Origin of the sequence: Streptomyces sp. UH6 (assembly GCF_013421635.1) — a bacterium.
Taxonomy (GTDB): domain Bacteria; phylum Actinomycetota; class Actinomycetes; order Streptomycetales; family Streptomycetaceae; genus Streptomyces; species Streptomyces abyssomicinicus.
Map to the genome: position 1 here is coordinate 1 of NZ_JACADT010000426.1, position 4,703 is coordinate 4,703.

Sequence of the window (4,703 nt, forward strand, 5' to 3'; positions counted from 1 at the left end):
CGCGGACGGTCTCCGGCCCGCCGCACGTCGCGACCGCGAAGGCGCCGAAGACCTTCGCGAAGGCGGCCGGGTCACGGAACTCGACCCCGTACGCACGGCCGTCCAGGAGCGGCACCCACACCACCCGGAGGGACCGGGCCCACTCGAGTACCGGCTGCTCGTCCGCGGTCGACCGCCCCTCCAGCCACAGCCGCGCCACGTGCAGCAGGTTCACCTGTTCCATCGGCAGCCGCATGCGCCGTATGCGCAGTTCGCCCGTCGTCAGCGTGACGAGCTGGTCCTTCTTCCCGTACCAGACGACGCCGATCCCGAACGGCACCCAGAGCAGGATCCCGATCACCGGCCAGACGAGGGCGTCGCCCCACGACCGGATCAGCCCGTCCAGCAGGGACAGGGCCCCGAAGACAAGCACCCACTTCGCCGTCATCCGCCAGAACCCGGTGCCCTGCCGGTACAGGACCCGCTGCTTCGTCGTCGTCATGCCCGCACGCTATACGCCGCGTCCCGGCCGCGGTTGAGCCGGCCGTCCGCCGACGTCACCGGGCCACCGGTGGGCCGTCCGGCGGCCCGGGCCGGTCAGCCGTGGTCGGTGAGGACCGACACCACGAGGTCGGTCAGCAGCGCCCCGGCGGTGCCGTCCGGGTCGAGGTCGGGGTCGTAGATGGTGACGTTGAGTCCGACGCAGTGCGGTGACCGGACGAGGGGGCGCAGCAGTGCGGTGACTTCGTCGGGGAGGAGGCCGTCGGGGTCCGGGCTGTCGACCGCGGGCATGACCGTGGGGTCGAGGACGTCGGCGTCCAGGTGCACCCAGAACCCGTCGAGCCCGGAGCGCCCCAGGCCGGCGGCGGTGGCGGCCCCGAGGACGGCGGGATCCTGGCGGCGCAGGCCGGAGACGGTCGTGACGGGGACCTTCAGCTCACGCAGTTCGACGACCTCCTCGTCCTCGGCGTACTCGTCCCGGGTGCCGAGGACGACGACGTCCTCGTCCCGGAGGTAGGGCCGGAGTCCTTCGAGGTCGGTCAGGTCGTCCTGGCCGCGTCCGGTCGCGAGGGCGAGCTCCTCGCCGCCGGCCGCACCGATCCGGTCGGAGTTGCCCGCGTGGCGGAAGTCGGGGGAGGCGTCGACCGAGGCCAGGCCGTAGCGGCCGAGGCGGCGCAGGGCGAGCGCGGCGCCGAGCTGGATGGAGCAGTCCCCGCCGAGGACGAGGGCGAACCGGCCTTCGCCGACGTGGTGTTCGATCCGGTCGGCGAGCCTGCGGGTGTAGGCGGCGATCGCCGCCGCGTTGAAGACTCCGTCGCCTTCCTGCCAGTCTCGCCGGTCGTAGCGCGGCGGCACGACGACGCCGCCCTCGAGGGCTGCGGTCCGGCGCACGATCCCGTTGTCCCGCAGTGCTCCGGCCAGCTTGTGGCAGCCGGGGACCGTGCCGGGGGCCGGGGGTCGCAGGCCGAGGTTGGAGGGGGCGTCGATGACCACGATGTTCCGCATGGGGGCCATGCTCTCCGCGGAGGGGTCCGCTCCTCAAGTGGCCCTGGCGTACGGGCCTTCGCCGCGCCGCCGCGGCAAGGGTCCTACGACAGTTCCAGCACTCCGGCGGGTGTGCCGATGCGGGCCACGAGCCTGTCGGGGCCCTCGGCGAGGGCGAGTTCGGTGCCGAGGGCGGTCAGGCGGCGGTGGACCTCGGCCGGGTCCGGAGTGCCGGCCGACATGCCGAGGAGGGTGACGCCGGGAAGTCCGGACGAGGGATGTCCGGTGGCGCCCCAGTCGATCAGGAACGGCACCACCACGCTCTCCCCCGTGGTCAGCCTCCATTCCAGCAGCGTGCCGTCCGGCCGCCGGCGGCTCATGGCGCGGACCGGGCCGGTGGAGTGCCCCGCGGCGCGGGCGGCGTCCACCGTCGCGTCCAGGTCACGGGGGCGGATCGCCCAGGTCACCATGCGCGGGGCGGTCAGGTCGCCGACACCGAAGGGCCGCGGGCCGGACGGCTCCGGCTGCTGCGGGTCCGGCCCGATGATCTCCAGGTAGCGCGAACCGCCCAGGCCGACCAGGTGGTTGCGGGTGCCCAGGCCGACATGCGCCCCGCCGGGGGCGGGCGTGACGCCCGTGCGCCGGGCGAAGTCGGCGACGGTCGCCGCCAGGTTTGGGGTGGCGTAGACGAGGTGATCCAGCAGTGGAGGAATGGTGGCCACGCGGGGAGGCTAGCAGGCCCCGGGAACGACCAGAACGCCGCCGCTGTCCCGAGGAGTGCGCCCGCCGGCGGAAGGTGCGCGGGACGCACGGCACCCTGCCCTCCGGCCGGGGGGACGCCGCCCGGGTCACTCCACGGAGGTGAAACGGATGTCGTGCCGGTCCGCCTCGGGCACGGCGAACCGCAGGAGGGCGGCGCCCTCCCCGGCGGTCTCCTCCCGCTCGCGGGAGGTGAGCGGGGAGAACAGCCGTACGGTGAGCACCGCCCTGCCGTCCGCCTCGCGGGCGAGGGACCACAGTCCGCGGACGAACCCGTCGACCAGGACCGCCGGTTCCACCACCAGGTGCCGACGGCGTTCGGCCGTCATCAGCCGGGCACGGTCGGCGTGCCCGAGGACGACGTCGTCCAGCAGGGCCAGGAAGCGCACCGGGACGGGCAGGTCCTCCTCCGGCAGCGGCGCGTCGGGGAGGTCGAGCAGTTCCTCTCCGTCCTCTCCCCCGAACTCCCGGAGCCGGGGCCGGAGTCCGTCGACGACCTCGCGCAGCCGGGTCGTCCCGCTCCAGGCCTGGACGTCCCCGACGGTGGCCGGTCCGAAGGCGGCGAGATGGCGCAGCACCAGCCGGGCGGGGTCGGCCTCCGCCGTGAGGGCGCGGCCCAGCCAGTCCTCCGCGAGGGCGAACGGGACGGGCCCGCGCCGTCCCCACAGGCCGGCCGGCGGCGGGTGGACGACCGGCAGCAGCATCTGTGCCGAGCTCGCCAGGGCGACGGGGTCGCGCCCCGGCCACCGGCCGGCCAGCGCCCGTCCCAGCTCCGGCCGGGTCATCGTCCGACCGGACAGCTCCGACCGGGCGGCCGCCGCCAGTTCCTCGGGGTCGACGCCCGCGGTGAGCCGTCCGAAGGCGCCCTTGCGCCGCACCCGCAGCATCGGTTCCAGGGTGGGCCGCAGCCAGAGGTAGTCCTCGGCGGTGACCAGGTGCTGCGTCCCGCGGTGGAGGGTGGCGCGTACCACGGCCCGGACCTCCAGGAGGGTGGCGAGGTTGTCCTTGCGGAAGCCGTCGATCCTGTTCCACAGCCCGATGTAGGGCGGTTCGGGGTCCTGGGCCTGCGCTCCGCCCACCTGCTCGAGCACGGCCTCCGCGGAGAGTTCGGCCCGCCCGGTGAGCAACTGGCGGGTCAGGGTCGCCCGGTTGAGACGTCGACGGGTCAGGCGTTGCTTCATGCCGGTCAGCCTGCCGGGCCGTGCGGACGGTTTCCGTCCTGAAGGCCGGTGTGACAATTGACGTCGGACCCGCCGGGACGTTGTACGGCCGCACATTGACCCGTCACCGGGGCCCGGCGAGCATGACGGAACCGGTCGATGACGTCGTGCGTCGCGCGCTGCCGGGCGCGCGGTCTCCTGGGAGTGGGAGCGTTCATGGGTTCTGCCGCCGTACTGGTCGCCAACCGTGGGGAGATCGCGGTGCGGGTGCTGCGCGCGGCGTCCGAACTGGGGTGGCGGACCGTCGCCGCGTACGCCGAGGGTGACGAGGCGCATCTGGTGGCGGCCGACGAGGCGGTGCCGGTGCCCGGGGGCTATCTCGACGCGGCCGGGCTGGTGGCGGCGGCGCTGCGCACCGGCTGCGGTTTCGTGCATCCGGGGTACGGGTTCCTCAGCGAGGACGCCGGTTTCGCGCGCCGGTGCGGGGAGGCGGGCCTGGTGTTCGTGGGGCCGTCGCCCGAGGTGCTGGAGGTGTTCGGCGACAAGGTGCGGGCGCGGCGGCTGGCCGCGGAGGCGGGGGTGCCGGTGCTGCCCGGGACGGACGGCACGGACGGCACGGATGGTGCCGGCGGCGCGGCGGGCGTCGAGGAGGCTCGGGCCCTGCTGGCGGGCGGCCCCGTCATGGTCAAGGCGGTCGGTGGCGGCGGTGGGCGGGGCATGCGGGTGGTGCGGCGCACCGAGGAGCTGGACGAGGCGTGGGAGCGGTGCCGTTCGGAGGCCCGGCAGGGATTCGGGCGCGAAGAGGTGTACGCGGAGCGGCTGTTGGAGGGCGCCCGGCACGTCGAGGTGCAGGTGCTGGGGGACGTCACCGGTGCGGTGACCCACCTGTGGGACCGGGACTGCACCACCCAGCGTCGCCGCCAGAAGCTGATCGAGACGGCACCCGCGCCCGGACTCCCGGCGACCCTGCGGAAGTCGCTCCGCGACGCCGCGCTGCGCCTGGCCGGCACGACCCGGTGTGCGGGGCCGGTCACCTTCGAATTCCTGGTACGCGGCGAGGAGTTCCACTTCATCGAGGCCAACCCGCGTCTCCAGGTGGAGCACACGGTCACCGAGGAGGTGACCGGGGTGGACCTGGTGGCCACGCAACTGCGGCTGGCGGCCGGGGAGACGCTGGCCGGTCTGGGGCTGTCCGGGCCGCCGCCCGCACCGCGCGGGTTCGCGGTGCAGGCGCGGGTCTACGCGGAGGAGACGGGCCCGGACGGCACGGCCCGTCCGTCCGCGGGCCGTCTCACGCGCTTCGACCTGCCCTCCGGACCC

At 74.8% G+C, this 4,703-nt stretch carries 5 protein-coding genes; 1 reads left to right on the forward strand and 4 read right to left on the reverse strand.

All coding sequences use genetic code 11. The annotated features are described in order from the left end of the window. The 4 genes from HW445_RS19065 to HW445_RS19080 all read right to left on the reverse strand — a co-directional run. Positions 1–481: hypothetical protein (locus HW445_RS19065; RefSeq protein ID WP_180222208.1), on the reverse strand; the 481-nt coding region annotated here is incomplete at its 3' end. Positions 482–576: 95 nt separating this feature from the next. Then, a complete protein-coding gene (locus tag HW445_RS19070; protein WP_180222209.1) occupies positions 577–1,485 on the reverse strand; it encodes an arginase family protein in 909 nt (302 codons plus the stop codon). An 83-nt stretch (positions 1,486–1,568) separates the two neighbouring features. Continuing rightward, positions 1,569–2,186 (reverse strand): VOC family protein, encoded by a 618-nt coding sequence (locus HW445_RS19075; RefSeq protein ID WP_180222210.1) that lies wholly within the window; start codon positions 2,184–2,186, stop codon positions 1,569–1,571. A 126-nt stretch (positions 2,187–2,312) separates the two neighbouring features. Continuing rightward, on the reverse strand, positions 2,313–3,404 hold the full coding sequence (locus HW445_RS19080) for a winged helix DNA-binding domain-containing protein (RefSeq protein ID WP_180222211.1): 1,092 nt from the start codon (positions 3,402–3,404) through the stop codon (positions 2,313–2,315). A 195-nt stretch (positions 3,405–3,599) separates the two neighbouring features. On the opposite strand from HW445_RS19080, the gene HW445_RS19085 reads away from it, so the two are divergent. Then, positions 3,600–4,703 (forward strand): biotin carboxylase N-terminal domain-containing protein (locus HW445_RS19085; RefSeq protein ID WP_180222212.1); only part of this gene is annotated, 1,104 nt, incomplete at its 3' end.

What these genes read in the sequence shown, in the direction of transcription:
- HW445_RS19070 (WP_180222209.1), bottom strand. Translation starts at nt 1,485, where the DNA reads ATGCGGAACATCGTGGTCATCGACGCCCCCTCCAACCTCGGCCTGCGA.
- HW445_RS19080 (WP_180222211.1), bottom strand. Translation starts at nt 3,404, where the DNA reads ATGAAGCAACGCCTGACCCGTCGACGTCTCAACCGGGCGACCCTGACC.